22 protein-coding genes are annotated in these 26118 nt (G+C 70.6%); 4 read left to right on the top strand and 18 right to left on the bottom strand.

Going from position 1 to position 26118, the window contains the following annotated elements; genetic code table 11:
* Positions 1 to 87: 87 nt before the first annotated feature.
* Both ACIBK0_RS13845 and ACIBK0_RS13840 read right to left on the bottom strand, forming a co-directional pair.
* Positions 88 to 1242 (bottom strand): MFS transporter, encoded by a 1155-nt coding sequence (locus ACIBK0_RS13845; RefSeq protein WP_399079286.1) that lies wholly within the window; start codon positions 1240 to 1242, stop codon positions 88 to 90.
* A gap of 25 nt (positions 1243 to 1267) precedes the next feature.
* Entirely contained in the window at positions 1268 to 1630 is a 363-nt protein-coding gene (locus ACIBK0_RS13840; RefSeq protein WP_399079090.1) for an ArsR/SmtB family transcription factor, read from the bottom strand.
* Positions 1631 to 1837: 207 nt separating this feature from the next.
* On the opposite strand from ACIBK0_RS13840, the gene ACIBK0_RS13835 reads away from it, so the two are divergent.
* Positions 1838 to 3319 carry an AlkA N-terminal domain-containing protein gene (locus ACIBK0_RS13835; RefSeq protein ID WP_399079088.1) on the top strand — a complete coding sequence of 494 codons (1482 nt, stop codon included), beginning with the start codon at positions 1838 to 1840 and terminating at the stop codon, positions 3317 to 3319.
* A gap of 19 nt (positions 3320 to 3338) precedes the next feature.
* Complete coding sequence (locus ACIBK0_RS13830; RefSeq protein WP_399079086.1) at positions 3339 to 3821, top strand: methylated-DNA--[protein]-cysteine S-methyltransferase; 483 nt, start codon at positions 3339 to 3341, stop codon at positions 3819 to 3821.
* A gap of 114 nt (positions 3822 to 3935) precedes the next feature.
* Here the strand turns inward: ACIBK0_RS13830 and ACIBK0_RS13825 are convergent, their stop codons facing one another.
* From ACIBK0_RS13825 to ACIBK0_RS13795, 7 genes are all read right to left on the bottom strand, one after another.
* Positions 3936 to 4661: an SIR2 family NAD-dependent protein deacylase gene (locus ACIBK0_RS13825; protein ID WP_399079083.1), complete on the bottom strand. Its 726-nt coding sequence runs from the start codon at positions 4659 to 4661 to the stop codon at positions 3936 to 3938.
* 55 nt (positions 4662 to 4716) lie between these two features.
* Positions 4717 to 8304, bottom strand: coding sequence for an SAV_2336 N-terminal domain-related protein (locus ACIBK0_RS13820; protein WP_399079081.1), 3588 nt, complete (start codon positions 8302 to 8304; stop codon positions 4717 to 4719).
* A complete protein-coding gene (locus ACIBK0_RS13815; protein WP_399079079.1) occupies positions 8288 to 9241 on the bottom strand; it encodes an AAA family ATPase in 954 nt (317 codons plus the stop codon). The genes ACIBK0_RS13820 and ACIBK0_RS13815 overlap by 17 nt, the downstream gene beginning before the upstream one ends.
* On the bottom strand, positions 9238 to 11463 hold the full coding sequence (locus ACIBK0_RS13810; RefSeq protein WP_399079076.1) for a trypsin-like peptidase domain-containing protein: 2226 nt from the start codon (positions 11461 to 11463) through the stop codon (positions 9238 to 9240). Before ACIBK0_RS13810 ends, ACIBK0_RS13815 begins: the two co-directional genes overlap by 4 nt.
* Complete coding sequence (locus ACIBK0_RS13805) at positions 11460 to 11846, bottom strand: CU044_2847 family protein (RefSeq protein WP_399079074.1); 387 nt, start codon at positions 11844 to 11846, stop codon at positions 11460 to 11462. The genes ACIBK0_RS13810 and ACIBK0_RS13805 overlap by 4 nt, the downstream gene beginning before the upstream one ends.
* 195 nt (positions 11847 to 12041) lie before the next feature.
* Positions 12042 to 12533, bottom strand: a complete 492-nt coding sequence (locus tag ACIBK0_RS13800) for an NUDIX domain-containing protein (RefSeq protein ID WP_399079072.1) — start codon at positions 12531 to 12533, stop codon at positions 12042 to 12044.
* Between the two features lie 22 nt (positions 12534 to 12555).
* On the bottom strand, positions 12556 to 13455 hold the full coding sequence (locus ACIBK0_RS13795; RefSeq protein WP_399079070.1) for a helix-turn-helix transcriptional regulator: 900 nt from the start codon (positions 13453 to 13455) through the stop codon (positions 12556 to 12558).
* A gap of 84 nt (positions 13456 to 13539) precedes the next feature.
* Here ACIBK0_RS13795 and ACIBK0_RS13790 point away from each other — a divergent pair, with 84 nt between their 5' ends.
* A complete protein-coding gene (locus tag ACIBK0_RS13790) occupies positions 13540 to 14409 on the top strand; it encodes an SDR family NAD(P)-dependent oxidoreductase (RefSeq protein WP_399079068.1) in 870 nt (289 codons plus the stop codon).
* On the opposite strand, the gene ACIBK0_RS13785 is transcribed toward ACIBK0_RS13790, so the two are convergent.
* Positions 14406 to 15482: an ADP-ribosylglycohydrolase family protein gene (locus ACIBK0_RS13785; RefSeq protein ID WP_399079065.1), complete on the bottom strand. Its 1077-nt coding sequence runs from the start codon at positions 15480 to 15482 to the stop codon at positions 14406 to 14408. The genes ACIBK0_RS13790 and ACIBK0_RS13785 overlap by 4 nt on opposite strands.
* Before the next feature lie 229 nt (positions 15483 to 15711).
* Between ACIBK0_RS13785 and ACIBK0_RS13780 the strand changes: the two genes are divergently transcribed.
* Positions 15712 to 16851, top strand: a complete 1140-nt coding sequence (locus ACIBK0_RS13780) for a glycerate kinase (RefSeq protein ID WP_399079063.1) — start codon at positions 15712 to 15714, stop codon at positions 16849 to 16851.
* A 212-nt stretch (positions 16852 to 17063) separates the two neighbouring features.
* On the opposite strand, the gene pssA is transcribed toward ACIBK0_RS13780, so the two are convergent.
* From pssA to ACIBK0_RS13740, 8 genes are all read right to left on the bottom strand, one after another.
* Positions 17064 to 17882 carry a CDP-diacylglycerol--serine O-phosphatidyltransferase gene (gene pssA / locus ACIBK0_RS13775; protein ID WP_399079284.1) on the bottom strand — a complete coding sequence of 273 codons (819 nt, stop codon included), beginning with the start codon at positions 17880 to 17882 and terminating at the stop codon, positions 17064 to 17066.
* 22 nt (positions 17883 to 17904) lie between these two features.
* Positions 17905 to 18552 carry a phosphatidylserine decarboxylase gene (locus ACIBK0_RS13770; RefSeq protein ID WP_399079061.1) on the bottom strand — a complete coding sequence of 216 codons (648 nt, stop codon included), beginning with the start codon at positions 18550 to 18552 and terminating at the stop codon, positions 17905 to 17907.
* 169 nt (positions 18553 to 18721) lie between these two features.
* The gene (locus tag ACIBK0_RS13765) at positions 18722 to 19927 is read right to left on the bottom strand and encodes an acyl-CoA dehydrogenase family protein (RefSeq protein WP_189191027.1); all 1206 of its coding nucleotides are present in this window, start codon (positions 19925 to 19927) and stop codon (positions 18722 to 18724) included.
* Positions 19928 to 19929: 2 nt separating this feature from the next.
* The gene (locus ACIBK0_RS13760) at positions 19930 to 20442 is read right to left on the bottom strand and encodes a MaoC family dehydratase (protein WP_399079058.1); all 513 of its coding nucleotides are present in this window, start codon (positions 20440 to 20442) and stop codon (positions 19930 to 19932) included.
* A gap of 5 nt (positions 20443 to 20447) precedes the next feature.
* The gene (locus ACIBK0_RS13755) at positions 20448 to 21413 is read right to left on the bottom strand and encodes a CoA ester lyase (RefSeq protein ID WP_095937577.1); all 966 of its coding nucleotides are present in this window, start codon (positions 21411 to 21413) and stop codon (positions 20448 to 20450) included.
* Positions 21410 to 23437 (bottom strand): protein meaA, encoded by a 2028-nt coding sequence (locus ACIBK0_RS13750; RefSeq protein ID WP_399079055.1) that lies wholly within the window; start codon positions 23435 to 23437, stop codon positions 21410 to 21412. The genes ACIBK0_RS13755 and ACIBK0_RS13750 overlap by 4 nt, the downstream gene beginning before the upstream one ends.
* A gap of 10 nt (positions 23438 to 23447) precedes the next feature.
* On the bottom strand, positions 23448 to 24785 hold the full coding sequence (gene ccrA, locus ACIBK0_RS13745) for a crotonyl-CoA carboxylase/reductase (protein WP_399079053.1): 1338 nt from the start codon (positions 24783 to 24785) through the stop codon (positions 23448 to 23450).
* Positions 24786 to 25217: 432 nt separating this feature from the next.
* The gene (locus ACIBK0_RS13740) at positions 25218 to 26030 is read right to left on the bottom strand and encodes a TetR family transcriptional regulator (protein ID WP_399079051.1); all 813 of its coding nucleotides are present in this window, start codon (positions 26028 to 26030) and stop codon (positions 25218 to 25220) included.
* Positions 26031 to 26118: the final 88 nt, after the last annotated feature.

Below are 26118 nucleotides of genomic sequence, written 5' to 3'. Positions count from 1 at the left end.
CCGGCGAGTGTCGACAACGTGCGTGACCGGTACACCAAGACCCGCTCCCGACGCCGCCCCCCTAGACCGGCTCCCGTCGCCGCCCTCCTAGACCCGCTCCCGTCGCCGACCCCCCGCACCGCCCCCCAGCAGCACCCCCACGACCGGCCCGACCGCCAGCAGCACGGCGAGCACCGCGTACCCGTACGGAAGTGTCGCCGCCGTGGCAACGCCCGCGACGAGCAACGGCCCGCCCGCGTCCCCCAGTTCACGCCCCAACTCGGCGGCTCCCATCGTCTGTCCGAGCCGTTCGCGAGGTGTGCCCGACGCCAGGGCGGCGAAGGCCAGCGGGGTGATCAGACCGGTGCCGACACCGATCAGGGCCGCCGCGAGCAGCACGCCCGTCAGCCCGGGGATCGTCGCACAGGCGAGCCCCGCGGCGGCGGTCAGCAGCCCGGCGCCGACGCCTGTACGGGCGGTCAGCCGGCCCGCGTCCAACGCCCGCCCGGCGCGCGGCTGGACGAGGGCTGCGCAAGCCGCGAGGACGGACACGGCGGCGCCGGTCGCCACGGTGCCGAGGCCGGCGCCCGCGCCGGAGACCGGCAGGAAGCCCACCCCGACGGAGAGTGCGGCGGTCGCGCCCGCGAGCGCCGCCGTCGGGGCGAGGAAGGCGGGGTCGGCCAGGCGGCGCGCCAGGTCGAGCACGGTCTGCCGGGCACGCGGCAGCGGCGGCGCGTGCGGCACGCCGAGCAGAGCCCATACGGCGACCACCGCGCCCAGCCCCGTGAGCACTGCGAACAGCAGCCGCAGTCCGCCCGCCCACACGAGCACACCGCCCAACAGCGGTCCCAGCGTGTAGCCGATGGACTTGTAGAAGCCGTAACTCCCGTACGCCCGCCCGTGCTTGGCGGCCGGATTGAGCCGGGCCACCAGTGCGGAGGCCGCGGGCGAGAATGCCGAGGCCGCCGCACCCTGACCGAGCCGGGCGGCCCACAGCAGGCCGGGGCTGTCCACCACGACGTACAGCGCGGACGCGGCGGCGAAGGCGACGAGCCCGCCGAGCAGCACGGGCCGGGCGCCGATCCGGTCGGCGATCGTGCCGAACACCGGCTTGAGCAGCACCTCGGCCCCGTCATAGAGAGCAAGCAGCCCGCCCAGGACGAGCAGCGAGGTGACCCGGTCCGCCGAGTGCCCGCCCAGGTTCGCCGCGATGCCGTGCGCTCCGAACGCGGTGGTGAACCCGGCGGCGTACAGCGGCCACATCTGTCGCGCGGGCACCGCTTTCACCTCACTCGGCCTTGGCGCTGAGGCCGAACCGCAGATGCTCCACGTGGTAGACCGCCTGGTCGAGGAGTTCGGCGACATGGTGGTCGTGCAGCGCGTACACGACCGAGCGGCCGCTGCGCTCGCCGACGACCAGTCCCAGGTTGCGCAGCAGACGCAGCTGGTGCGAGCAAGCGGACTGCTCCATGCCGACCGCGGCGGCCAACTCCGTTGCCGGGAGCGGACCTTGGCGCAGCCGCGCGAGGATCAACAGGCGGGACGGGGTCGACAGCGCCTGGAGCGTGGTGGCCACCTTGGCGACGTTGGCCGCGTCCAGACGTACGCGCTCGGTGGCGTCCCGCACGGTGGTGACGAGTCCATGACCCATGTCGGGATGGTATCCACCTGATGTGGATGTATGAATAAGTTTTCATATATCTCAACGCTGCCTCGCGGGGTGGATGGCGGACGTGGGCCGGCCGCAGGCCGAGCCTCACAAGGGAAAGAAGACGGACGGGCGGCCGACCGCAGGCCCGGCGAGGTACATGTCGTATTCTCGCCAGCCCTGCCCCCGTGCGTGCCCGATGCTTGAGGCATGCGGAATGGGATGCACATGGACACCGAGCGCTGCGTGCGCGCCGTCCAGGCCAAGGACGCGCGCTTCGACGGATGGTTCTTCACGGCGGTGCTGACCACACGGATCTACTGTCGGCCCAGCTGCCCGGTCGTGCCGCCGAAGCCGGAGAACATGACCTTCTATCCGAGCGCGGCAGCCTGCCAGCAGGCCGGTTTCCGGGCCTGCAAGCGATGCCGCCCGGACACCAGCCCCGGCTCGCCCGAGTGGAACCAGCGCGCCGACCTGGTGGCCCGGGCGATGCGGCTGATCAGCGACGGGGTCGTGGACCGCGAGGGTGTCCCCGGCCTGGCCATCCGGCTCGGATACAGCACCCGCCAGGTCGAACGCCAGCTCCTGGCCGAGCTGGGCGCGGGACCGCTGGCGCTCGCCCGGGCCCAGCGCGCCCAGACCGCGCGGCTGCTCATCGAGACCACCCCGCTGCCGATGGCGGAGATCGCCTTCGCGGCCGGGTTCTCCTCCATCCGGACCTTCAACGACACCGTGCGCGAGGTCTTCGCACTGTCGCCGAGCGAGCTGCGTGCCCGCCTGCCCAAGAAGCGGGCGGGGGCCACGCCCGGCGTGCTGAGCCTCCGGCTCCCCTTCCGTGCCCCGCTCAACCCCGACAACCTCTTCGGCCACCTGGCGGCGACCGCCGTACCCGGCGTCGAGGAGTGGCGCGACGGGGCGTACCGACGGACCCTGCGGCTTCCGTACGGGCACGGGATCGTCGCCCTGACGCCGCAACCGGACCACATCGCTTGCCGCCTCACCCTCAGTGACCTGCGCGACCTGCCCGTCGCCATCAGCCGCTGCCGCCGCATGCTCGACCTGGACGCCGACCCCGTCGCGGTCGACGACCAGCTGCGCACCGACCCGCTGCTCGCCCCACTCATCGACAAGGCCCCCGGCCGCCGGGTGCCGCGCACGGTCGACGAGGCCGAGTTCGCCGCACGAGCCGTGCTGGGCCAGCAGGTCTCCACGGCCGCCGCACGCACCCACGCGGCCCGCCTGGTCACCGCGCACGGCGAACCGGTCGACGATCCGGAGGGCGGCCTCACCCACCTCTTCCCCTCGGCCGCGGCGCTCGCCGCACTCGACCCCGAGTCTCTCGCGATGCCGCGTACCCGCCGCGCCACGTTCACCACGCTGGTACGTCAACTGGCCGATGGAACACTTCACTTGGGGGTGGAGAGCGACTGGGCGGAGGCACGCGTCAGGCTGCTGGCGCTCCCAGGCTTCGGCCCCTGGACGGTCGACGTCATCGCCATGCGCGCCCTGGGCGACCCCGACGCCTTCCTCGCCACCGACCTCGGAATCCGGCGCGCGGCCCAGGAGTTGGGTCTCCCGTCCACTCCGGCCGCCCTCACGGCACGCGCCGCGGCCTGGCGCCCCTGGCGCGCGTACGCGGTCCAGTACCTGTGGGCGACCGACAGCCACCCCATCAACTTCCTTCCCGTATGAGCTCGTTCAAGGACATCCAGTGAAACAGCACACGGTCATCGACAGCCCCTACGGCCCTCTGACACTCGTCGCCGACGACGGCGTCCTGTGCGGCCTCTACATGGTCGGCCAGCGCCACCGCCCGCCCGAGGAGACCTTCGGCGAACGCGACGACACGCTCTTCAACGAGGCGAACGACCAGCTACGGGCCTATTTCGCAGGCGAGTTGAAGGAATTCACACTCGAACTGCGCCTGGCCGGCACGACCTTCCAGCGCGGCGTCTGGGAACAGCTCCGGAAGATCCCGTACGGCGAGATCCGTTCGTACGGCGAACTGGCCGAGGCACTCGGCAACCCGGGCGCCTCCCGCGCGGTCGGTCTCGCCAACGGCAAGAACCCGATCGGCATCATCGTGCCCTGCCACCGCGTCGTCGGCGCGAACGGCAGCCTCACGGGATACGGCGGCGGCCTGGACCGAAAGAAGCGGCTGCTGGACTTCGAGAGCGGAGCGGCCCTCTTCTAGTGCCGGCCGGTCCGTTCCGCCTGCCAGGGCCTGCCCGGCGGATCACGCCGAAGACGCGCATCAGGAGCCGTCGCCTTCCTTCGGCTTCCTTCGACCTGACCCGCCGGACAGTCCCTAGGCGCTCAGCTTGCGCAGGAGTTCGGGCAGGGCGGTGCCGATCGGCTCCCGTACGACCTCGTCGGCCCGCTCGTCGTACGGCGTCGGCTCGGCGTTGACGATGATCAGCCGCGCCCCGTGATCAGCGGCGACGCCGGCGAGCCCGGCGGCGGGCTGTACCTGCAGACTGCTCCCGACGGCGATGAACACCTGGCAGGCCTTGGTGATGGCGACCGCCTCACCGAGCACCACCGGGTCGAGCCGCTCGCCGAACATCACCGTCGCCGACTTGAGGATCCCGCCGCACTCCAGGCACGGCGGGTCCACCTCGCCGGCCTCGACCCGCGCGAGCGCGTCCTCCATCGGCTGCCTGGCGTGGCACTTCGTGCAGATGACGCTCCGCACGGTCCCGTGCAGTTCCAGCACCTTCCGCGCCGGCATCCCGGCGAGCTGGTGCAGCCCGTCCACGTTCTGTGTGATCACCCGCACCGGAACCCCGGACCGCTCCAGCTCGGCCACCGCCCGATGCGCCGCGTTCGGCTCCGCCTTCAGCGTCCGGTTCTTCCGCCGCATCTGCCACGACCGCCGCCGGATCTCCGGATCCCCCATGTAGTACTCGTACGTGACGAGCTTCTCGGCCTCGGGATCCTTCCGCCACAGCCCGTTGGGACCGCGGTAGTCCGGGATGCCGGAGTCCGTGGAGATCCCGGCCCCGCTGAGGATGGCGACGAGCGGCTTGGTCATGGTGCCGAGGGTAGGTCGCGCGGGGGCGGGACGGCGAACGAAAATGCGCGGGGAGTCAGGGGAACATCGAGCGTGGTCCCAACAGCAGGGAGGCAAGGCGCAGATACGCCTTGTAGGCGTCGGGAGTCAGCCAGGACAGTTCGACCGTGCTGCCCATGGTGAGATGGCCGTCGCGCGGCACGTTCACGACGCCGCGGCAGCGTGAGCTCAGGCCCATGATGCTGACGGAGTCGAGTGTCCAGCCGGCCGCAGGGCGGCTGTGGTTGAGGACGACGACCGCCTCGCGCACCTTGTCGGGCATGTTGAGGGTCACCAGGCGGTCCATGGCCTGCTGCGCTTGTGTCACCCCCGCGGGATCCGCACGCGAGACGATGACCACACGGTCGGCCTCCTTGAGTACCGCCGGTGTGAACTTGTCCGAGTCGACCAAGGTCAGGTCGAAATACGTCTGGGTCGTGCGTGCCACCCGGCGGAAATCGTAGTCCGTGTACTGGCCGACGGCCGACGTGCGGGACACGGAGTCGTTGGCGAGCACATGGAGCCCCGAGCGGTGGGGCGACAGGAAGAGCTGGAGATCCTCGAAGTGGCGTACGTCGTGCAGTGACTCGGCCAGGTCGGACAGGCTGGCCAGAGTGTTGCGGAACACGCGGTTGCCGATCCGGACCTGGCTGCCCGTGTGCCGGTCGGCGTCGATGGCGAGCACCCGCTCCTGGCGCTGATCGGCCAGTACGGCACCGAGCACCATGGTTGTCGTGGTGCAGCCGACGCCGTCCTTGACTCCCACGAGCGCGATGCGCAAGGGGTGCGGCAGGGGCGCCCGGATGGTCTCGATCCACTGCTCGCGGTGGTCCTCCTCGTACTCCGCGACCTCCGGTTCGGGCGCGACGGCGTCATCGGAGGCGTCCGCGTCCCGCTCGACGTCCTCCCACTCCACGCCGTTCGGCAGCAGCTCCCCGAAGGCGTCCGCCACCTCACGGGCGGTCGGCCGCCCCGCCGGCTCAGGCTCGACGCAGCGCAGCAACAGCTCGGTGATCGACTCGTCGAGTTCCGCGAGCTCCGGGCTCCGCCTCAGCGCCTCGCCCTCGTACCAGGGCCACGCCCGGCCGGTCGCGGCCTGCAGCAGGATGCAGCCAAGGGAGTACACGTCACCCGCCGCGATCCGGGACTCCCCCCAGTACGTCACCTCGGGGGCGCGATAGGGGGAGCCGGCGGGCGTGGACGGCGTGGACGCGCTCCACGCGCCGTCGATGCGTGCCGACGTCCAGCCGATGAGGTGCAGCGTCGACTCGGTGACCAGCACGGTGCCCGGGGTCAGGGCACCGTGCACGATGCCCTTGTGGTGGCAGCGGGTCAGCGCCCGCGCCAGATTCCAGCCCAGCCATGTGAACAGCGGGGTACCGGGCTGTACCCCGGCCGTCTCGAGCACGGCACGGAGTGTCGGCGCGGGCAGACCGCTGCTCAGCGTGTCCAGGCGCAGGGCGAGCCACGGAGTGGGGCCGTCCAGGTCACTGCGGACCACGGCGGGCGCGTACATCCCGTCCATTCGGCGCAGCGCGCGCCGCTCCACATCGAGCAGCTCCCGTGCCACAGGAGAGGCGAAGGAGTAGGACACGCGCAGCAGAACCCGTTGCCCGTCCTCGTCCTCCCCGATGTACGCGGTGGGTTTGCCGCCCGTTCCGTCGCGTTGCAGCAGGGTGTAGGGGCCCAGGGAATGCAGGTCCTGGAGCCGCAGTGGCAGCCAGGACGGGGCCGTCTCCAGGCCCGACGGCAGCCGCACCGGCTCGTACTCGGTGGTCTGCGGCGGCGCGGGGGCCATCGGCTTTGCGCCGAGGTGGGTGAGGAGACGGTCCTCCAGCCATGCGAACGGCCGGGTTCCGGGCAGCAGTTCACCGGTGCCGGAAGGATGGGCGAGCCAGGCGGGGAAGTCGGGAGAGCGGCCCACCAGGGTACGCAGCCGCTCGGTGACGGCCCGGGTGGTGCGCAGCAGATCGATCGGGGACGCGGTGTCGAGCAGGATCTCCTGGGCGTCGCTGGGGAAGCCGAACCTGCGGTGCTGAGCCGGCATCCGCTCGTCGACCGGATCGACCTGGCGCATCAGGCCGCCCAGGAACACTTCGGCCAGGTGCGCGGTGTCGGCCCGCCACGGCACGGCGGCCTGGACCAGCCGCATCACGGGCACCGTGAGCGGGGACACGGCGGCGAGATGGGCGGCCAGCCGGTAGGCCTGGGGCGACGCGGCGTCCCGGAATCTGAGCACGGCGTCCGCCGCGCCGCCGCCCCGGGTGTCGGCACCGTGCCGCGGTGCCTTGGCCTGCAAGGGGGCCAGCAGCGGCAGTTCCGCGCTGCCGCCCGGCGAGGCCACGAGCCGCGCCCACGCGGCGACCGCGGGGGGATACGGTTCGAGCACGGGTACCGGGACTCCGGGGAACTCGTCACCGAGTCCCGGCGGCAGCAGTGGGTCCGCCACCTCCCAGGTATCGTTCGCCGCGCCCCGCCGCCGGGTCGTCACCAGCCACGGCTCCGAGCGGATGCCCGACCCGTCCCACATGTGGGAGGGCAGCGCGTGCATGATCGCCGTCGGTCCCTGGTGCGCCCAGCGATCCAGCGCCGCGTGCAGCCGACCGTCCCGGCAGCAGGCGCCGACGCCATCGCTGATCACCAGCACCAGCGTGCCGCCCGAGGGATCGACGACCGATGCGGGGGAGAGCAATGGGGAGTGCGGATCGAAGGGGCGGGAGCGCAGTAGCGGGGCCCCCGCCGATCTGGTGTCCAGACCGTGCACACGGATGTCACGAAACGCGCCCAGGCGTTCCAGGAGCGCTCGCAACTCCATCGCGAGCCGCCGCCACAGCAGCATGGAGATGCCGTCGTCGATCAGCAGGGTGAGATCGAGCCAGCGCTGCCGGGCCGGGCGGGTCACCACATCGGGCAGTCCTGTCTCGGCCATAGCGGCCGCCGTCGCCTCCTCGTCGAACTCCCGCTTCAATGGGCCCGGTTGGGGCTGCTTCAGCAGGCGCAGCGAACGGCTGAGGCGGAGTTCGTCCGACCCGAGCGCCTTCTCCTCAGGAACCCGGACGGGCAGCGCCCCCTCGCCGGGCGCGCCGCGCGGCACCGGCGCGGCGAGGTCGGCGAACTCGGGCGCGCTCCGCGCCGCCGCGGCCGCGTGCAGCGCGCCCAGGAGCTGGGCGGGCGGCGGCGGCTGGGCCGGCGCCGCGGGCGCCGGGGAGCCCCGCTCCGCCGGGGCGGGGCCGTTCGCGGGGCGCGAGGTATCCGCAGCGCCCGCGCCCGACGGGGCCGCGGAATCCGCGGCCAGCGCGTTCGAGAGCGGCGCGTCGGCCCCCGGGGGAAGCCGGGTCGCCAGCCACAGGGTGTCGAGCAGCTCATGGATCGACAGCTCGTGCCCGGCCAGCCGACCGAGCCCGCTGAGCGGAGGGAGGACCGACGGCTCGCCGCGACCCCTTTGTCCGCCCGGAGTCCCCGGGCGGGGGTCGTCGGACAGGCTGTCGCTCCAGGCATGCGGGTCGCCCGGGTGGCTCGGGCTGCCTCCGTCGCCCGGCCCGCCGTGGCCACCGTCCCCGTCGTCCTCCGGACCGGAACTGCCCGGTTTCCAGCCGCCCCCCGGCACGCTAGACCATCCCGCCAAGGCGGTGCAGTACGGCGTCCAGCAGACCTTCGGCGTCCAGATCGACTCCGCCCTTGCGCAGGAACACGGCGTTAAGCAGCTGATCCGTGGCGAGCTCACCGGGTGCCCTGCGGTTGAGGAAGGCGTGCAGCAGGTCGTCCACGTCGGCCAGCGCTCCCTCACCGAGGTGCGCGGCGACAATGTCCCGCAGCCGGGCCTCGTCCGGGTCGGGCAGATCGAGCCGTACGCAGCGGCGCATGAAGGCGGGTGGGAAGTCCCGTTCGCCGTTGCTGGTGATTACCACGACGGGGAACTCCCGGCACCGCACCACCCCGCGGGTCACCGTGACCCGCTCGCCGCCCGAACCATGGGTCAGCACCGGCACCTCGGACTGGGTCTCCGGCAACCGGGACAGCTCCGGGATCTCGAACTCGCCTTCCTCGAACACGGTCAGCAGATCGTTCGGCAGGTCGACGTCGCCCTTGTCCAGCTCGTCCACGAGCAGCAGCCGCGGCCGGTCCCGTGGCACCAAGGCGGTGCCCAGCGGGCCGAGCCGGACATAGGTACCGATGTCCGGCTCGGCCTCCCCACGCTCCTGGCGCAGATGTGTCTCGCGCAGCCTGCCGATCGCGTCGTACCCGTACAGCGCGTCCTTGAGGACGGAACGGCTGTTGACGGGCCATTGGAGGACCGGGCCGAGGGACAGCTCGTGGGCGATGGCGTGTGCCAACGAGGACTTGCCGGTGCCGGGGTGCCCGGTGACCAGCAGCGGACGGCGCAGATGCAGGGCGGCGCTCACCACATCGGCCTCCGTGCGCCCGATCAGATACGGGCGGTGCCGCGTGCGGCTGCCCGCCCCGTCGCCGAACTGCCGCCAGGGCGGCGCCTCGGGGAACTCCACCTGCCGGGCAACGCGGTCACCGCGGAACAGCCGCCACCCGTCGGTCTGCTGCGTCATCCTGTGCGCTCCGTTCCTTCCGAGGGGTCGGCGAGCTGGAGTTCGTCCGGCAACGGCAGTCCGATGTCCTCCCACACCAGGGCGGGACGAGCGGACACCGCCCGGTTCGCGTAGGCATGGACCCTGAAGTGCCGTACGCGCTCCGGGAGTTCGTCGACAGGGCCACGCGGGGCCAGTGCGTCGAGCAGGGCACCATCGTCCGGACCGGGGGCGGCCCGGTCCCACAGCACCACCGGAACCCCCATCACCAGGCACACGGGCAGCAGCTCACCGCGGTGCTCGGTGCTCCCCTGCACAAGGACGCGGGCGGTGTCCCGATGGGTTGTCTTGAGCAGCCCGATCAGTCCCGCTCTGCCACCGATCCTGTGGTCCGCGAGAAGAATGTCGCTCTGGTGACGCGAGTTCCATCGCCGCTCGAGGTCCGTGTGGCCGGTGCGCGAGCGCCGCCGGATCTTCGGGCACCGCAGCACGAGGTGGAAGTCCTCGCCGAGCGGCGCGGGGATGTACTCGTCGGTGCCGGCACCGTCCCACTCGTCCAGCGCGAGCTCCAGGTTGTCCGGCGGCACGGACACGGCGACCAGTGCGACTCCGCCACCGGCACCCTCCGCGCCACCGGCCACCTCCCGGATCAGCCGGGCGATCTCCCGGCCGGTACGCGGCCGCTCGGAGTCCGTGGCGGCGCGCGCGGGTGTGCCGTCGGGGCGCAGCCGCCACACCGAGCACCGGTAGTGGTCGAGCGGATCCTTGGAGTACCGGTCCAGCTCCACCAGCACCCGGACGCCGGGTGGCGCTGTCCGCCGGGACCAGCGGTCCGCGTCGCCCCGCCGCTCCTGCAACGCCGACGAATGAATGCCGAGGCGGGTGGCGACCCGGCTGCTCCACTCCCGCAGTGCCTGCCGGGCCAGTTCGCCGGACGTCTCGGCGGCCACGTACTCGACGACCCGTAGCAGAGCCGGCAGGCGGGGCGTCTCGTCGGGGACCGGCGACCCGTCCCCGTACCAGCTCTCCAGCTCGCGTACGACCGCGGGCACGGCGGAGGGCATGAGCCGGGCCGCCTGCAGCGAGCGCGGCAGGTCGACGTAGGGCAGCGCGGCGGTGGCGGCGCGGCACAGCAGGCCCGGATCGTGCTCGGTGAGATGCTCCAACTTGCCGACCAACGCTCGGTGTTCGGCCACCGACAGCAGACGAGCGGCTTCCGTGAGCCGGCCCAGGGCCAGCAGCCGGTCGAGTTCGGCCCGGCCGCGCGCGTCGTCCGTCACCTTGGGCGCGAGCGACTCGGCGAGCGTGGGCAGCGCCCGCTCGGCGCCGCTGAGCAGATGCGCCAGCTCCTCCACGGTCGGTGCGCTCCCGTCGGCCGGCGCCCGCAGGCCGAGCTGGGCGGCGAGCACGGTGGCGTGGTCGGCGCGCGCCCGAGGATCGCCGAGCAGACCGTGCAGCGGGCCGACCATCATGTCGCGCACCGACTCGGCCTCGGCGAGCGTGTCGACGGATCGCTCCCGCGAGCCGTTCATGTGTCCTTCGGGTGCCGCACCCACCCGCGCCAGCTCCCGAAGCACCGACTGCCAGCCGAGCCCCCAGCTCCGCCGCACAGTGTGCTGCGCCGACAGGGCCCCCTCGGGCGCGGTGATTCGGCCCATGACCAGCCCGACGGCCGCCTGGTCGGTCACCGACCACAGGGGCCCGCCGCTGTAGCCCTCGTCGACGGCGGCGCCCGACAACTGCCCGTCGAGATAACAGATCCGGCCGTCGTACGCCCCCACCCGGGCGTCGGCGTACGAGAACGGCTGCCCGCCCCCGTACCAGGCCCGGACCTGCTGGCCGCGCTCCATCTCCAGCCAGCGCACCGGGCTCACGGGCGGCGGCGGTTCCTCGTTCAGCTCGAGGACGGCCAGATCGCCGTCCCACTCCAGGGAACCGTCGGGGACCGCGCCGTACTGCGGAGAGCGCGGCGGTACCCAGGCCACCAGCCGAGCCGGGTGCAGGTCCGAGGCGGACAGCACCGGGAAGGACACGTCGAGTGTGACCTTCCCCGGGTGGTGCGGGCTGAGGCTGCGCAGCCCGAGCGCAGCATTGATGACATGGGCACAGGTCAGCAGCCTGCGGCCGGCGAGGTAGACGCCCGCGCCCGCGGTACGGCCGCGATCCGTGGACAGGACGCGCACCAGCGCACCGCGGGCATCCGCGGACGAGGGGCTGTCCGGCGACTTGAACCAGGTCGTCACGGCTCGGTCCGGCGGGGAAGTTGCCAGGTCGCCGAAATGGTCATGCTGGCCTGGCCGTTGGCGCCGACGATGCCGATCTTGAGGTCCTGTCCGATCTGGATGCCGAAGTCGACGGAGATCTCGTGAGGCGGGTCGGTCATTCCGCGTATGGAGTCGTGCACCTGCTGCAGTACGGGCCCCAGGGGACTCAGCACGCTGCGCAGGCCGTCCGTGGCCAGCGACGCGACACGCGCGCCACGGCCGACCGGCACCACACCGGAGATGCCGCCCGGGAGATCGGCTTCCGCCGCCGGGCCGGCCGACTCCTCTCCCGCGGCAGCGAGTTCGAGCCTCACGTGAGCCCCGTCGTCGAGGGTGAACTCCATGTAGTCGTAGTGCGGCACAGAGGCATTGTGCCGTTCAATGCCCCTTGAAGGTAGGTGAGTTGACGAATCGGGGCGAGCCGGTGGCATGCCTGGACGGGGCTGATGCGCCGGGCGGAAGACGTCGGGTACCAGGCCGTGTCCTACGATCGCGCGTCCGCCGCCCGAGGGGGCCGACGCCGCGTCGACCGCTCGACGCGACCTGACGACCCCTGCCTAGCCCACCCGATGGCCGTTCTCCAGTTCCGCCGTCCCCGTGCCCTCCGCCAGCACGTCGAGCCCGGCGAGAACGCGCCTGCCCAGGGCGCCCGGCAGATATTCGCCCAGCTCCTCGCGCGGCACCAGCCGCCAGGACAGGAGCTCCTCCTCCTGGAGGCGGATCGACTTGAAGTCGTCCTCGCCGAGGACCCCGCCGTCGTACAGGTAGGCCACCAGCGGCGGCCGCGCCGTACCGTGCACCCAGTCGACCGCGAGGAGCCGGCCGAGTTCGACGTCGAGGCCGATCTCCTCGGCCGTCTCGCGGCGCGCGCCCTGTCGCGGTGTCTCCCCGTCGTCCGACTCGACGGTGCCGCCCGGAAGGGCCCAGCCCTCGCGATAGTTCGGCTCGACGAGCAGCACCCGCCCACCGGTGTCGCGGAAGAGGGCGGCGGCTCCGGCGAGCACGCGGGGCAGGCCCGCGATGTACGTGGCGAAATCAGGAGTGGTCACCCACGAAGGGTAGCGAGACGTGTCATTCGCCAAGGGTCGTGAGCTTGCGCAGCCGTTCCTCGGACGTGCTGCCCGGCTCGGCGAAGTGGCAGATCAGGCTGAGCCGGGGTGCTTCCTCCACCGCCAGGCGTACGTAAGTGACTTCGAGTTCGCCGACCTCCGGGTGCCGGTAGCGGCGTACGGAGGAGCGGAACTCCACGACGTCATGGGTCTCCCAGGACTCGGCGAAGTACGGGCTGGTGTCGATGAGTTCGGCGATCAGTTCGGGCAAGCGCGGGTTGTCGAGTTCGTACGCCGCCTGCTGGCGCAGCAGTCCGGCCATCCAGCGGGCTTCCCGCTCCCACTCCGGCATCAGCGCGCGGATCTCCGGGACGCGGAACAGCATCCAGGCGCTGTTGAGTTCGCGGCGCGGGCGGTCCAGCAGGGCCGGGCCGAGGATGCGCTCCTGCGCCGGGTTCCAGGCGAGGATGTCGAAGCAGCGGTCGATGACGAACGCGGGGTTGGGCATCAGCTTGTCCAGGAAGGCGCGGACGGCGTCAGGGACCTCCAGGGAGCGTTCGGCGGGCTCGGGCGCCGGAAGGCCCGCGAGCCGGAAGAGGTGGGCCCGCTCCACCTCGTCGAGTCGCAGGGCGCGGGCCAGGGCGAGCAGGATCTGCGGGGAGACATGGATGTCCCGGCCCTGTTCGAGCCAGGTGTACCAGGTCAGGCTCACGCCGGAGAGCAGCGAGACCTCCTCGCGGCGCAGCCCGGGGGTACGGCGGCGGCCACCCGGTGGCAGCCCGGTCCCCGCGGGGTCGGCGCGCTCGCGGCGGGAGCGCAGGAACGCGGCGAGGGCCTTGCGGCCGTGATCGTCCGGCACCGGGGCGAGCGCCTCGCGAGCCTGGTCGCCGGTGCCGGGTGCTGATCCTGGTGTCGCTGCCACCAGTAAATTCTGCACTCTTCAACGCGGATGCGGCCTGACGGAGGGTGGAAGGGAAAGCGAACCCCCTTGTGAAAGGCGGCCCTTGTGGCTGAGCTGACCCCTCCCCGAACCGTTCTGATCACCGGCGCCACCGGCGGTGTGGGTGGCGCACTCGCACGCAGGCTGAGCGGCGACGGCTGGATCGTCTACGCCGCGCACCGCAAACCTACGGACACGGAAGCGCTGCGCGGCGCCGGCCTGACCCCCGTCCTCCTCGACGTGACCGACGAGGAGTCCGTCGCGGCGGCCGCGGACATCGTGGGGCCCCGTCTCGACGCCCTGGTGAACAGCGCGGGCATCATGGGGCAGGGCCCCGTCGAACTGGTGCCGGCCGAGGCCTGGCGCCGCCAGTTCGAGATCAATGTGATCGGACAGGCGGCGGTGATCCGCGCCTTCCTGCCCGCACTGCGCGCGGCCGGCGGCCGGATCGTGAACCTCGGTGCCGTGTCCGCCCGCGTCACACCGCCCTTCTTCGGCCCGATCGCCGCCTCCAAGGCCGCCCTGTCGGCGCTCACCCAGGCCCTGCGGATGGAACTGCGCCACCAAGGCGTCAAGGTCTCCCTGGTCGAGCCGGGAGCCATGGACACCGCCATCTTCACCACGGCGGACAAGGCGAGCGCCGGCATGGGCTGGGCCGGCTCGCCCGAGACCCTGCACCGGTACGCGGGCGTCCTGGACGCCGTACGGACCGCTGCGGCCCGCCAGCCGCTGGGGCCGGTCGCCCCGGCCGTCAACGCCGTCGTACGAGCCCTGACCGCCCGCCGGCCCGACACGCTCTACACCACCGGACGCGACGGGCGAGCGCTCGCCCTGCTGCGCTTCCTCCCGGACGGTGTGCGCGACCGGCTGCTGCTGCGGGCGATGGGTGTGAGGGCCGAGGCGTTCAAGACCGGGCCGCCGGTACGGGTGGGCTAGGCCTCGGCCCCGACCAGCGCGACCGTGCGCGAGGCCAGCTCGCTGATCCGCACCCCGTCGAAGCCGAACACCGCACTGCGGACGGTGTCCTCCAGGGGATCCTTCCACTGCGAGGGGACTGCCGATGCGCCGCATAGGACGCCCGCGACCGAGCCCGCGGTCGCGCCGTTCGAGTCGGTGTCCAGGCCGCCGCGGACGGTCAACGTGATGGTGCGGGTGAAGTCGCCGTCGCCGTACAGGAGCCCCGCCGTGAGGACCGCGGCGTTCGGGATGGTGTGGATCCAGCCGAGGCCCGCGGTCTCCTCGGCCACCGTGCTGAGCGTGTCCTCCCAGGTCATCCGGGTCTCGTGAAGTGTGAGCACGCGATGCACCGTGCGTGCGAGACGGCTGCTCGCGGGGATGACGGTCAGCGCCGTGTCCAGGGCGTGCCGCACGGTGGGAGCGGTGAACGCCGCCGAGATCAGCGCGGCCGCCCACATCGCTCCGTACACGCCGTTGCCGGTGTGCGAGAGGACGGCGTCCCGGCGGGCCAGGGAGGCCGCGCGGCGCGGCAGCCCCGGGGAGGTCCAGCCGTAGACGTCGGCGCGGATGAGCGCGCCGATCCACTCCTGGTAGGGATTGTCGTACGTCGCCGTCAGTGGCGGTTTCAGCCCGTTGGCGAGGTTGCGGTACGCCGCCCGCTCGGCCGTGAACGTCTGCAGATACGGCAGCCGCAGCAGCCACAGGTCGCCGACCTGCTCGGTGCTGAAGGAGAAACCGTGCGTCTCCAGGAGGTCGAGGCCGAGGATCGCGTAGTCGACGTCGTCGTCACGGCAGCTGCCGTGGATGCGGCCCCGGACGCACTGGCGCCACTCGGGCCGCAGCTCGAACTCGTCGTTCTGAGCGCTGTCGCCGGAGGGTTCGGGGAGGTAGTCGGTGAGCGGCAGGGCCGCGGCCTGCCGCAGATAACGGTCGATCCGGTCCCGCGTCCAGTGGTCGCCCTGCTCGACCGGCTTGCCGAGCATGTTGCCCGCGATCCGGCCCAGCCAGCCCCCGAGGATGCGGTCGGCGAGCTCAGTGCCCACAGGGGTCATAGCTCCGGTTTACCCAATTCCGGGCGGGTACGCGCGGCATTGGGCGAGCCGGGTGCTTCCGGAGGCCGGGTGATTCCGAGAGCTCGGCACTTCCGGGGGCCGGGTGATTCCGCGAGCTGGGCGGGGCATGACGGCGGGGGCTTCCTCCGGTTAAGGTCGCAGCGGCGCGACTGCCTTGACGTGAGCAAGGCCCGGAAAGCAAGGGGAATGCAAGGTGGCGGACGCTGCTGTGGATCGGACCCCGCGTGTGCTCATCGCCGCGGACAAGTTCAAGGGATCGCTGACGGCCGTGCAGGTCGCGGAGCGGGTGACGGCCGGACTGCGCCGGGTCGCGCCGCGCGTCGAGGTCGAGGCGCTGCCCGTGGCCGACGGCGGCGACGGCACCGTCGACGCGGCGGTAGCGGCCGGATTCGAGCGGTGTGAGGTGCGGGTCGCCGGGCCGCTGGGCGAGGAGCTCACGGCCGCGTACGCGCTGCGCGGGGACACCGCGGTCGTGGAGATGGCCGAGGCGAGCGGGCTGCAGCGGCTGCCCGCCGGGGTCTTCGCGCCGCTGACGTCCTCGACGTACGGGTCCGGGGAGCTGCTGCGCGCCGCGCTGGACGCCGGTGCGCGCACGATCGTGTTCGGCGTCGGCGGCAGCGCCACGACGGACGGCGGAGCCGGCATGCTGTCCGCGCTCGGCGCGCGCTTCCTGGACGCGGACGGGGAGCCGGTGGCGCCCGGTGGTGCCGCGCTGCGTGACGTCGTGACCGCCGATCTGTCCGACCTGGACTCCCGGCTGTCCTCGATCGACTTCGTCCTCGCAAGCGACGTGGACAACCCGCTGACGGGTCCCAAGGGCGCCCCGGCCGTGTACGGCCCCCAGAAGGGCGCCAGTCCCGAGGACGTGGCGACCCTGGACTCCGCCCTCGCCCACTTCGCCACCATCCTGGAGAAGGCGATCGGTGCCAAGGCCGCCGAGTACGCGGCAGCGCCGGGTGCGGGCGCCGCGGGAGGCATCGGGTACGGGGCCCTCGTGCTCGGCGCCCGGTTCCGCCCCGGTATCGAGGTCATGCTCGATGTCCTCGGGTTCGCGCCCGCGCTGGACCGTGCCACGTTGGTGATCACCGGCGAGGGGTCTCTCGACGAGCAGACCCTCCATGGCAAGGCACCCGCCGGTGTCGCCGCCGCCGCCCGCGCGGCGGGCAAGGAGGTCGTCGCGGTCTGCGGGCGGCTCGCCCTGCGCCCCGAGGCCCTCGGCAAGGCGGGTATCCGCCGCGCCTACCCTCTCACCGACGTCGAGCCCGACGTCGCGAAGTGCATCGCCGACGCCGGGCCGATCCTGGAGCGGGTGGCGGAGAACGTCGCGCGCGACTTCCTGACGGTCTGAGCGGGTTTTCTTCGCCCCCGCCCCTGCCCGTCCCGTACCTGGGGGCTCTGCCCCCGGGCCCCCAAAAGACTGAGCAGTTCCCCGCGCCCCTTTTCAGGGGCGCGGGGAACTGCGCGAACAACCCCCACCCACCCGCAGCCGACAGAGCATCCATAGGCAAAGGGCCCCGAACCGTCAGGTTCGGGGCCCTTTGATCACGTCCAACGAACGCGCTACGGCAGCTGCGCCGCTCGCGCCTCCCGGCGATTGTCCCGGAAGTTGTTCACCCTGCGGGCGGTGGCGAAGAGGGGAATCACCGCACCCATGACGAGCTGCAGCGCACAGCCCGTCTGAAGGAGCAGCTGGCCACTCGGCGCGTCGAAGGCCCACGCCGCCAGCAGACCCATGCTGAGCACGATCCAGGAGAGCATCGCCACCGCGAGGCGCCCTCGCGGCTTCGGGTACTCGACCCGGCTCACCATCAGCCACGCGGTACCGGTGATCGCCATGAGCGTGGCGACGAACGGAAGCTCCAGCAGGACGATGGAGACCACGGTCAGCGCACCGAACGGCGATGGCATGCCCTGGAACGTGCCGTCCTTCACCGTGACGCAGGAGAACCGCGCCAGGCGGAGTACGACCGCGAGCAGGACCACGATCGCCCCGACCGCCGCCACCCGCTGATGCGCGTCGTCCGCGACCATGCCGTAGACCAGCACGAAGTACGCCGGTGCGAGACCGAAGCTGATCAGGTCGGACAGGTTGTCCAGTTCCGCGCCCATGGGGGAGGAGCGCAGCTTGCGGGCGACCAGGCCGTCGAACAGGTCGAAGACCGCCGCGCAGAGCATCAGGATGACGGCCGTGGCGGCGCTGTGCCGCGCCATGCCCGTCTCCTGGCTGCCGGTGAGGTGTGGGATCAGGATGCCGGTGGTGGTGAAGTACACCGCCATGAAGCCGCACGTGGCGTTGCCGAGGGTGAGGGTGTCCGCTATTGAGAGGCGGAGCGAGAGGGGCATCTCCTCCTCGTCGTCCACCTCGTCGGCCTCCGGCACCCAGCCGGCCTGGGTCTCAGGATCAATCACGGTCAATTCGAGTCACCCCAGCCACGGTCTTCTGACCGACCTCCACATCGACCTCGACACCCTCGGGGAGGTAGATGTCGACACGCGAGCCGAAGCGGATCAGACCGATCCGGTCGCCCTGCTCGACCTTGGTGCCCTGGGGGATGTACGGAACGATACGACGGGCGACCGCGCCGGCGATCTGGATCATCTCAATGTCGCCGAGCTCGGTGTCGAAGTGCCAGACGACACGCTCGTTGTTCTCGCTCTCCTTGTTGAACGCCGGAACGAACCCACCGGGGATGTGCTCGACCGAGGTCACCGTGCCGGAGAGCGGCGCGCGGTTGACGTGGACGTTGAGCGGGCTCATGAAGATCGCGACGCGGGTGCGTCCGTCCTTCCACGGCATGATGCTCTGCACCACACCGTCGGCGGGCGAGATGACCCGGCCCTGGGCGATCTCGCGCTCGGGGTCGCGGAAGAACCACAGCATGCCCGCCGCGAGCGCGGTGGCGGGTACGGCCACGGCCTTGGCGGCGCCGGAGCGGCGCGCCCGGGCCAGGCTGAGTGCTGCGGTGGCAACGGTCGGGAGAAGCCACGGCGATGCTCCGCGCGCGAGGCGGACCCGGCCGCGTGGTGCAGAGGTTTGGCTGTGGGGCATGGATGACCTTCGTAGCGGATGATGCCGCGCTGTAACGGGGGACGGCGGCTTTCCGGGATCGTACCGGTCGCGGGCCACAACTGGGCAAGCCAGGAAGCCGAGTCGGAGGCCGAAGAGTGTTGACGGGGTGTGATCTTCTTCTCGAAGAAAACACCCCGAACCCGGACATCTAACCCTGGAGTCGATACTCTTCGAGCAACCTGCGCCCGATGATCATTTTCTGGATTTCGGCGGTACCTTCACCGATCAACAGCATCGGAGCCTCACGGTAGAGGCGCTCGATCTCGTACTCCTTGGAGAAGCCGTAGCCGCCGTGGATCCGGAAAGCATCCTCCACGACCTCCTTGCAGTACTCGGAGGCGAGGTACTTCGCCATCCCTGCTTCGAGGTCGTTTCGTTCCCCAGAGTCCTTTTTGCGTGCCGCGTTCACCATCATGGCATGGGCGGCCTCGACCTTGGTAGCCATCTCGGCCAGCTTGAACTGGATGGCCTGGTGCTGGGCGATCGGCTTGCCGAAAGTGTGACGCTGCTGGGCATAGGAGACACCCAGCTCGAACGCACGCTGTGCGACGCCGCAGCCACGTGCCGCCACATTGACGCGGCCGACCTCCACTCCGTCCATCATTTGGTAAAACCCTCGCCCGGTGGTCCCGCCGAGCACACGATTGGCCGGAATGCGCAGTCCGTCCATGATGAGCTCGGTGGTGTCGACACCCTTGTAACCCATCTTGTCGATCTTCCCGGGGATGGTGAGGCCGGGGCGGACCTCTCCGAAGCCGGGCTCCTTCTCGACCAGGAAGGTCGTCATCGACTTGTGGGGCGCGGTGCCCTCGGGGTGTCCTTCGTCACTTCGGACGAGAACGGCCACCAGGGTCGAAGAGCCGCCGTTCGTCAGCCACATCTTCTGACCGTTCAGGACGTACTCGTCGCCGTCCTTGACCGCCTTCGACGTGATCGCCGACACGTCCGAGCCAAGAGCCGGCTCCGACATCGAGAAGGCCCCACGCACCTCGCCGAGCGCCATGCGCGGCAGGAAGTAGTCCTTCTGCTCCTGCGTGCCGTGCTGCTTGAGCATGTACGCCACGATGAAGTGCGTGTTGATGATGCCGGACACCGACATCCAGCCGCGGGCGATCTCCTCCACGCACAGCGCGTAGGTGAGGAGCGACTCGCCCAGGCCCCCGTACTCCTCGGGGATCATCAGCCCGAAGAGGCCCAGCTCCTTGAGGCCGTCGACGATCTGCTGCGGGTACTCGTCGCGGTGCTCCAGCTCGGTGGCGACCGGGATGATCTCCTTGTCCACGAAGTCGCGGACGGTGGAGAGGATCTCCTGCTGGATGTCGGTCAGACCGGCGGTCTGGGCGAGTCGCGCCATGGCTACTTCTCCTGCTGCTTCAGCTCCGGGCGGCCGGGCTGTTCGCCGCCGCGCTCCTTGATGTACGTCTCGGTGGGGACCATCACCTTGCGGCGGAACACGCAGACCAGCGTGCCGTCCTGCTTGTAGCCCTTGGTCTCGACGTAGACGATGCCGCGGTCGTTCTTCGACTTCGAGGGCGTCTTGTCGAGGACCGTCGTCTCGCCGTAGATCGTGTCGCCGTGGAAGGTCGGCGCCACGTGCCGCAGCGACTCGATCTCCAGGTTGGCGATCGCCTTGCCCGACACGTCCGGCACGGACATGCCGAGCAGCAGCGAGTAGATGTAGTTCCCTACGACGACGTTCTTGCCGAAGTCCGTCGTGTTCTCCGCATAGTTCGTGTCCATGTGGAGCGGGTGGTGGTTCATCGTCAGGAGACAGAAGAGGTGGTCGTCGTACTCGGTGACCGTTTTTCCGGGCCAGTGCTTGTAGACCGCGCCGACCTCGAACTCCTCGTAGGTGCGTCCGAACTGCATGGTGCTCAGGCCTCCGGGGCTTCGAACTTGGAAGTGCGCTGCATGCCGGCGGCCCGGCCCTTGCCCGAGATGACGAGCGCCATCTTGCGGCTGGCCTCGTCGATCATCTCGTCGCCGAGCATCGCGGAGCCCTTCTTGCCGCCCGCCTCGGACGTGTAGTAGTCGTACGCGTCCAGGATCAGCTCGGCGTGGTCGAAGTCCTCCTGGGAGGGCGAGAAGATCTCGTTGGACGCCTCGACCTGGCCCGGGTGGAGCACCCACTTGCCGTCGAAGCCGAGCGCCGCGGCGCGCTGGGCGACCTCGCGGTAGCCGTCGATGTTGCGGATCTGCAGGTAGGGGCCGTCGATCGCCTGGAGGTTGTTGGCGCGGGCGGCCATCAGGATCTTCATCAGGATGTAGTGGTAGGCGTCCGCCGGGTAGCCGGGCGGCTGCTCGCCCACGACCAGCGACTTCATGTTGATCGACGCCATGAAGTCGGCCGGGCCGAAGATGATCGTCTCGACACGCTGGGAAGCCGTGGCGATCTCGTTGACGTTGTTCAGACCCTGGGCGTTCTCGATCTGCGCCTCAATACCGATCTTGCCGACCTCGAAGCCCATCGTCTTCTCGATCTGGGTCAGCAGCAGGTCCAGCGCCACGACCTGCTGGGCGTCCTGAACCTTCGGCAGCATGATGCAGTCGAGGTTCTGGCCCGCACCCTCGACCACGGTCACGACATCGCGGTACGTCCACTCGGTCGTCCAGTCGTTGACGCGCACGACCCTCGTCTTGCCGGTCCAGTCGCCCTCGTTGAGGAACTTGACGATGGTGTGCCGGGCCCCGGGCTTGGCCAGTGGGGCACACGCGTCCTCCAGGTCGAGGAAGACCTGGTCCGCGGGGAGGCCCTGGGCCTTCTCCAGGAAGCGGGGGTTGCTTCCCGGCACCGCGAGGCAGGAGCGACGCGGACGCAGACGGTTGACGGGCGTGGTCATGCGGGGACCTCCAGGGGGTCGAGCTTGTTCGCTTTGCGGATCTCGTCGACGATACGGCCGATGATTCCGGTGATGTCGAAGTCCTTCGGGGTGAAGACCGCGGCCACTCCCGCGGCCCGCAGCTGTTCGGCGTCGGCGTTCGGGATGATCCCGCCCGCGATCACCGGAATGTCGGCCGCGCCGGCCGCGCGCAGCCTCTCCAGCACGTCCGGCACCAACTGGGCGTGCGAACCGGACAGGATGGACAGACCGACACCGTGCACGTCCTCGGCGACCGCGGCGTCCACAATCTGCTCGGGCGTCAGCCGGATGCCCTGGTAGACCACCTCGAACCCGGCGTCGCGGGCCCGCACGGCGATCTGCTCGGCGCCGTTGGAGTGCCCGTCCAGGCCCGGCTTGCCGACCAGGAAGCGGAGCTTGCCGACGCCGAGGTCCTTCGCCGTCAGCTCCACCTTGCGGCGGACCAGTGCGAGCGCGGTGCCCTCCTCGGCGGTGACCGCGACGGGCGCGGACGAGACACCGGTGGGGGCGCGGAACTCGCCGAACACCTCGCGCAGCGCACCGGACCACTCACCGGTCGTGACGCCGGCGCGGGCGCACTCCAGGGTGGCCTCCATGAGGTTGTCGGTGCCCTTGGCGGCCTCCTTCAGCCGCTCCAGCGCCTTGCACGGGCGCGGGTGGTTGAAGGGCGGCTGGTACCGCGTGTCGCGCCAGTGCTGGAGCGCGGAGATCACCCGGGCCTCGACCGCAGGGTCGACCGTCTGGATCGCCGCGTCGAGGTCGGCCGTCAGCGGGTTCGGCTCGGTCGACTCGAAGATGTTGACGCCGACGATCTTCTCCTGACCGGACTCGATGCGGCCGCGGCGCTCGGCATGCGAGGAGACGAGCTGCGACTTCAGGTAGCCCGACTCGACGGCGGCCATCGCGCCGCCCATCTCCTGGATCCGCTCGATCTCGGCCAGCGACTCCTCGACGAGAGCCGACACCTTGGCCTCGATCACGTGCGAGCCCTCGAAGATGTCCTCGTACTCCAGCAGGTCGCTCTCGTGCGCGAGCACCTGCTGGATGCGCAGCGACCACTGCTGGTCCCAGGGCCGGGGCAGGCCCAGCGCCTCGTTCCAGGCGGGCAGCTGGACGGCACGCGCGCGTGCGTCCTTCGAGAGCGTCACGGCCAGCATCTCGAGCACGATCCGCTGGACGTTGTTCTCCGGCTGCGCCTCGGTCAGACCGAGGGAGTTGACCTGGACGCCGTACCTGAAGCGCCGCTGCTTGGCGTCCTCGATGCCGTACCGCTCGCGCGTGATCTTGTCCCAGATCCGCCCGAACGCCCGCATCTTGCACATCTCCTCGATGAAGCGGACGCCCGCGTTCACGAAGAAGGAGATGCGTGCGACGACGTCGCCCTTGCGGTCCTCGGCGATCTGGCCGGAGGCGAACACCGCGTCCAGGACGGCGATCGCGGTGGACATCGCGTACGCGATCTCCTGGACCGGGGTGGCTCCCGCCTCCTGCAGGTGATAGCTGCAGATGTTGATGGGGTTCCACTTCGGGATGTGGTTCACCGTGTACGTGATCATGTCCGTCGTCAGACGGAGCGAGGGACCCGGCGGGAAGACATGCGTCCCCCTCGACAGGTACTCCTTCACGATGTCGTTCTGGGTCGTTCCCTGGAGCTTGGTGATGTCCGCACCCTGCTCCTCGGCGACGACCTGATAGAGCGCCAGCAGCCACATGGCGGTGGCGTTGATGGTCATCGAGGTGTTCATCTGCTCCAGGGGTATGTCCTGGAACAGCCGGCGCATGTCACCGAGGTGTGAGACCGGCACCCCGACCCGGCCGACCTCGCCGCGGGCGAGGATGTGGTCGGGGTCGTAGCCGGTCTGCGTCGGCAGGTCGAACGCGACCGACAGACCGGTCTGGCCCTTGGCGAGGTTGCGCCGGTACAACTCGTTGGACGCCTCGGCGGTGGAGTGACCGGCGTAGGTCCGCATGAGCCACGGCCGGTCCTTCTGGCGCTCTGTCATCTGGGGGACCTCAGACGTTCCGGAAGCGGTTGATGGCGTCGATGTGCTGGGCGCGCTTCTCTTCGTCGCGCACACCCAGGCCCTCGCGGGGCGCCAGCGTGAGCACGCCGACCTTGCCCTGGTGGAGGTTGCGGTGCACGTCGTACGCGGCCTGCCCGGTCTCCTCCAGGGAGTAGACCTTGGAGAGCGTCGGGTGGATCTTGCCCTTGGCGACGAGCCGGTTGGCCTCCCAGGCCTCACGGTAGTTCGCGAAGTGCGAGCCGACGATCCGCTTCAGCGACATCCACAGGTAGCGGTTGTCGTACTCGTGGTTGTAGCCCGAGGTCGAGGCGCAGGTGACGATGGTGCCGCCCTTGCGGGTCACGTACACACTCGCGCCGAAGGTCTCGCGCCCGGGGTGCTCGAAGACGATGTCGACGTCCTCGCCGTCGGTCAGCTCGCGGATGCGCTTGCCGAAGCGCTTCCACTCCTTCGGGTCCTGGGTGTGCTCGTCCTTCCAGAACTTGTAGCCCTCGGCGTTGCGGTCGATGATCGCCTCGGCGCCCATCGCCCGGCAGATGTCCGCCTTCTGCTCGCTGCTCACTACACAGATCGGGTTGGCGCCACCGGCGAGCGCGAACTGCGTGGCGTACGAGCCGAGTCCACCGCTCGCGCCCCAGATGAGCACGTTGTCGCCCTGCTTCATGCCGGCGCCGTTCCGCGACACCAGCTGGCGGTAGGCGGTGGAGTTCACCAGGCCCGGGGCGGCAGCCTCTTCCCACGACAGGTGGTCGGGCTTCGGCATCAGCTGGTTGGACTTGACGAGCGCGATCTCGGCGAGACCGCCGAAGTTCGTCTCGAAGCCCCAGATGCGCTGCTCGGGGTCGAGCATCGTGTCGTTGTGGCCGTCGGAGGACTCCAGCTCGACGGACAGACAGTGCGCGACGACCTCGTCACCGGGCTGCCAGGCGTTGACGCCCGGGCCGGTGCGCAGGACGACGCCCGCGAGGTCGGAGCCGATGATGTGGTACGGCAGGTCATGGCGCTTGGTCAGCTCGCTCAGCCGGCCGTAGCGCTCCAGGAACCCGAAGGTGGCCATCGGCTCGAAGATCGAGGTCCAGACCGAGTTGTAGTTGACGGAGGAGGCCATCACGGCCACCAGGGCCTCGCCCGGGCCGAGCTCCGGCACCGGCACGTCGTCCAGGTGGATCGACTTGCGGGGGTCCTTGTCGCGGGTGGTGAGCCCGGCGAACATCTCCGTCTCGTCCTTGTGCACGGTGATCGCGCGGTACGACTCGGGGAGCGGAAGAGCGGCGAAGTCGGCAGACGTGGCAGTCTGCGACTGAATCGCGTCCAGGATTTCCTTCACGGTGTTGCCTCCGGCGATGAGCGTCCGAGGGAAGACGCTGAGGGTTACGTCGGTGCTGCTGCTGGGGGTGAGGGGTGTGCCGTCGGTTCGGCGGAGGTGGTGCTGTGGCAGCGCTTTGTGGCGCAGGAGGTTGCCTGTGACGCAGGCGTCCGGGCGCGCAGACCAGTGGTTTGCGGGGACAGCCGGCGTACGAAAGGTCTCTGCACGCCGGCCGCCCGGACACCTTCAACGTATGGCACGCCGTGTCACCCCGCAAGGCACGGAGTGCCAGAAGTTGCGCTCAGGTGAAATCTTTACGCAACACGTGAGCGATGATCGATCAGAGTGCGCGATGATCGATCGAATTCGGGGTGCAAAAACGCCGGACGCGCTCAAATCGAGCCCGTCCGGCGATGGAGACAAGCGGCCAGAGCCGCCGTTCTGTGAGGGAAGTTACGACCGTTCCTTGAGCGCCTGCTCGATGGTGCGCATCACCTGATCCAGCGGGGCATCGACCCGGGCCACGGTCACCAGCACGTCTCCCTCCGTGAAAGAGGATGCCGGCGCCGGCCGAGGCGCGGGCTCGCGCCCGGCACCGATTCCGGTGCCGAACGTCTTGCGGACGATGGCGAAGGCGTGGTCCAACTGGGCCTCGACGTCCCCCTGGCCGCCGGCCCGCAGCCAGCGCCGTAGGACATGGTTGTGCGCCGTCACCACGGCCGACGCGGCGACCTCGGCGAGCAGCGGATCGTCGTTGGCGTCGTCGTCGTGCGCGTGCTCGTCGAAGTGACCCAGGAGATAGCGGGTGAAGAGCCGTTCGTAGCGGGCCACCGAGGCGATCTCGGCCTCCCGCAGGGTCGGCACCTCGCGCGTCAGCTTGTAGCGCGAGACGGAGATCTCGGGCCGGGCCGCGTACATCTTCATGACTTCCTTGATGCCACGGCACACGGTGTCGAGCGGGTGCTCGTGCGCGGGCGCCGCGTTGAGCACCGCCTCCGCCCGGATCAAGGTGTCGTCGTGGTCGGGAAAGATCGCCTCTTCCTTGGAGCGGAAGTGGCGGAAGAACGTGCGGCGGGCCACCCCGGCCTGGGCTGCGATCTCATCGACCGTGGTCGCCTCGTACCCCTTGGTCGCGAACAGCTCCATGGCCGCGGCCGCCAGCTCTCGGCGCATCTTGAGCCGTTGTGCGGCCGCGCGACTGCCTGCGGCACTCTCCGGTGCGTCGGGCGTGGCTGGTGTACGTGAGGACTTGGCGGGCTGGGGCATGACCCGAACGTACTGCATGTGCGCAGGAGAGCGCGCATGTCCGGGAATCCCCCCGCCCTCGACGGGCGGGGGGGTTCCGGTCGGGTCG

This window comes from Streptomyces sp. NPDC050564 (genome assembly GCF_044457265.1).
Taxonomy (GTDB): Bacteria; Actinomycetota; Actinomycetes; order Streptomycetales; family Streptomycetaceae; genus Streptomyces.
The sequence above is the reverse complement of the archived record's forward strand: the minus strand, read 5'-3'. Positions and strand labels throughout refer to the sequence as shown.

What these genes read in the sequence shown, in the direction of transcription:
- ACIBK0_RS13845 (WP_399079286.1), bottom strand. Translation starts at nt 1,242, where the DNA reads ATGTGGCCGCTGTACGCCGCCGGGTTCACCACCGCGTTCGGAGCGCAC.
- ACIBK0_RS13840 (WP_399079090.1), bottom strand. Translation starts at nt 1,630, where the DNA reads ATGGGTCATGGACTCGTCACCACCGTGCGGGACGCCACCGAGCGCGTA.
- ACIBK0_RS13835 (WP_399079088.1), top strand. Translation starts at nt 1,838, where the DNA reads ATGCGGAATGGGATGCACATGGACACCGAGCGCTGCGTGCGCGCCGTC.
- ACIBK0_RS13825 (WP_399079083.1), bottom strand. Translation starts at nt 4,661, where the DNA reads ATGACCAAGCCGCTCGTCGCCATCCTCAGCGGGGCCGGGATCTCCACG.
- ACIBK0_RS13815 (WP_399079079.1), bottom strand. Translation starts at nt 9,241, where the DNA reads ATGACGCAGCAGACCGACGGGTGGCGGCTGTTCCGCGGTGACCGCGTT.
- ACIBK0_RS13785 (WP_399079065.1), bottom strand. Translation starts at nt 15,482, where the DNA reads ATGACCCCTGTGGGCACTGAGCTCGCCGACCGCATCCTCGGGGGCTGG.
- ACIBK0_RS13770 (WP_399079061.1), bottom strand. Translation starts at nt 18,552, where the DNA reads ATGCCCCACAGCCAAACCTCTGCACCACGCGGCCGGGTCCGCCTCGCG.
- ACIBK0_RS13765 (WP_189191027.1), bottom strand. Translation starts at nt 19,927, where the DNA reads ATGGCGCGACTCGCCCAGACCGCCGGTCTGACCGACATCCAGCAGGAG.
- ACIBK0_RS13760 (WP_399079058.1), bottom strand. Translation starts at nt 20,442, where the DNA reads ATGCAGTTCGGACGCACCTACGAGGAGTTCGAGGTCGGCGCGGTCTAC.
- ACIBK0_RS13755 (WP_095937577.1), bottom strand. Translation starts at nt 21,413, where the DNA reads ATGACCACGCCCGTCAACCGTCTGCGTCCGCGTCGCTCCTGCCTCGCG.
- ACIBK0_RS13750 (WP_399079055.1), bottom strand. Translation starts at nt 23,437, where the DNA reads ATGACAGAGCGCCAGAAGGACCGGCCGTGGCTCATGCGGACCTACGCC.
- ACIBK0_RS13740 (WP_399079051.1), bottom strand. Translation starts at nt 26,030, where the DNA reads ATGCCCCAGCCCGCCAAGTCCTCACGTACACCAGCCACGCCCGACGCA.